The sequence below is a fragment of the Streptomyces sp. NPDC051172 genome, assembly GCF_040682555.1.
Classification (GTDB): Bacteria; Actinomycetota; Actinomycetes; order Streptomycetales; family Streptomycetaceae; genus Streptomyces.
On sequence record NZ_JBFBBE010000345.1, the window covers coordinates 1 to 1,441 of the forward strand.

The 1,441-nt window shown below is 67.2% G+C and carries 2 protein-coding genes; both read right to left on the minus strand.

Annotated elements, in window-relative coordinates:
* Nucleotides 1-270 precede the first annotated feature (270 nt).
* Nucleotides 271-438, minus strand: a complete 168-nt coding sequence (locus AB0N07_RS50960) for a hypothetical protein (RefSeq protein ID WP_350750005.1) — start codon at nt 436-438, stop codon at nt 271-273.
* Nucleotides 422-1,441 (minus strand): IS30 family transposase (locus AB0N07_RS50965; RefSeq protein ID WP_365847811.1); only part of this gene is annotated, 1,020 nt, incomplete at its 5' end. The genes AB0N07_RS50960 and AB0N07_RS50965, both read right to left, overlap by 17 nt.

Below are 1,441 nucleotides of genomic sequence, written 5' to 3' on the forward strand. Positions count from 1 at the left end.
TGGATGTGCTTGTGGGTGTCCACGCCGATCACGACGTGACCGGAACGGGTGGGGGCGATCTGGCTCATATACGAGGCTGTCCTTCGGCTACGGGTGCGGGGGCGGCACCGACGCCGGTGGGCGGACAGGACTGTCACGGGGACACGGTCACGAAAATGCTCCAGGCTCCTATCAGGTCACGCCCGGACCGGCGGCAGTGGTCGTACGTGCCCGGCCGCGGGCCCGACAGATCAACGCCAAGACACCAAGTGGGTCAATCGTAGAGATGGGTCAGAGCACCACGGCCAGGACTTCCTCATCCTCGCGGAATCCGGCCCTCAGAGACTGACAGTCGTACGAGTCGCCCACGGTGCCCACCGAGGCCGTCACCCCCGCGGTGATGAGCGCGTCCGAGTAGGCCAAACTGACGTACTGGGCGGGTTCAACCGGTCGTTGCAACACCGTTCCTCGTGAGCGAGCTTAGCTGCTCGGCGAAAACCTCTGCGGGAGTCTTCCAGTCCAGGACCTTCCTGGGCCTGTTATTCAGCGTGTACGCGACTGCTGCGAGGTCCTGGGCCGACCACCTCGACAGGTCCGTGCCCTTGGGGAAGTACTGCCGCAGCACCCCGTTCGTGTTCTCGTTCGTCGGCCGCTGCCACGGCGAGTGGGGGTCAGCGAAGAACACCTTCGTGCCCGTGGCCATCGTGAACTGGACATGCCCGGCCAGCTCCTTGCCCCGATCCCACGTCAAGCTCTGACGCAGCTGCTCCGGCACCGTCGCCATCGCCTTGATCAGGGCCGCGGTCATCGCCTCGGCCCCGTACCCACCCAGCGACGGCCCGTTCTTCACCGGCGGCCGCTCACCCCATCCCTGCAGGCGGGGCAAGTGGACCAGGATCGTGGCCCGGCTCTTGCGCTCGGCCAGAGTCCCGATCGCTGAACGCTCGGTCCCGATGATCAGGTCCCCTTCCCAGTGCCCGGGCACAGCACGATCAGCGGCCTCGGGTGGGCGCTTGCTGAACACCACATCCTCGGTGACATGGCCCTGGGGCTTGTTCCGGGAACGTGCCCGCGGCTCGCGCAGAGCCCGCCCGGTGCGCAGGCACGCGACGAGCTCATGCTTGAATGCCCCACGCCCCTGGATGAACAGCGACTGGTAGATCGCTTCGTGAGAGATCCGCATGGACCCATCATCCGGGAACTCCAGGCGCAGCCGGCGGCTGATCTGCTCAGGACTCCACGCCGTGGACCACCGACGATCCGCCCGGCGTGGTTTCATCTTCCGCCCCTTGAAACCGGCCCCGACCGGTCCCGGCACGGCCACGCCATCGGGGCCCAGGACCATCCCGTTCAGCCGTGCCTGGACGTAGTCGTGCAGTCGCTGGTTCGTGGCCAGCTTCGCGGGCTTGGGCCGCCTGGCAGCTTCCTGGGCCTTCCACTGCGCCACCGTGGCCCGGTACTC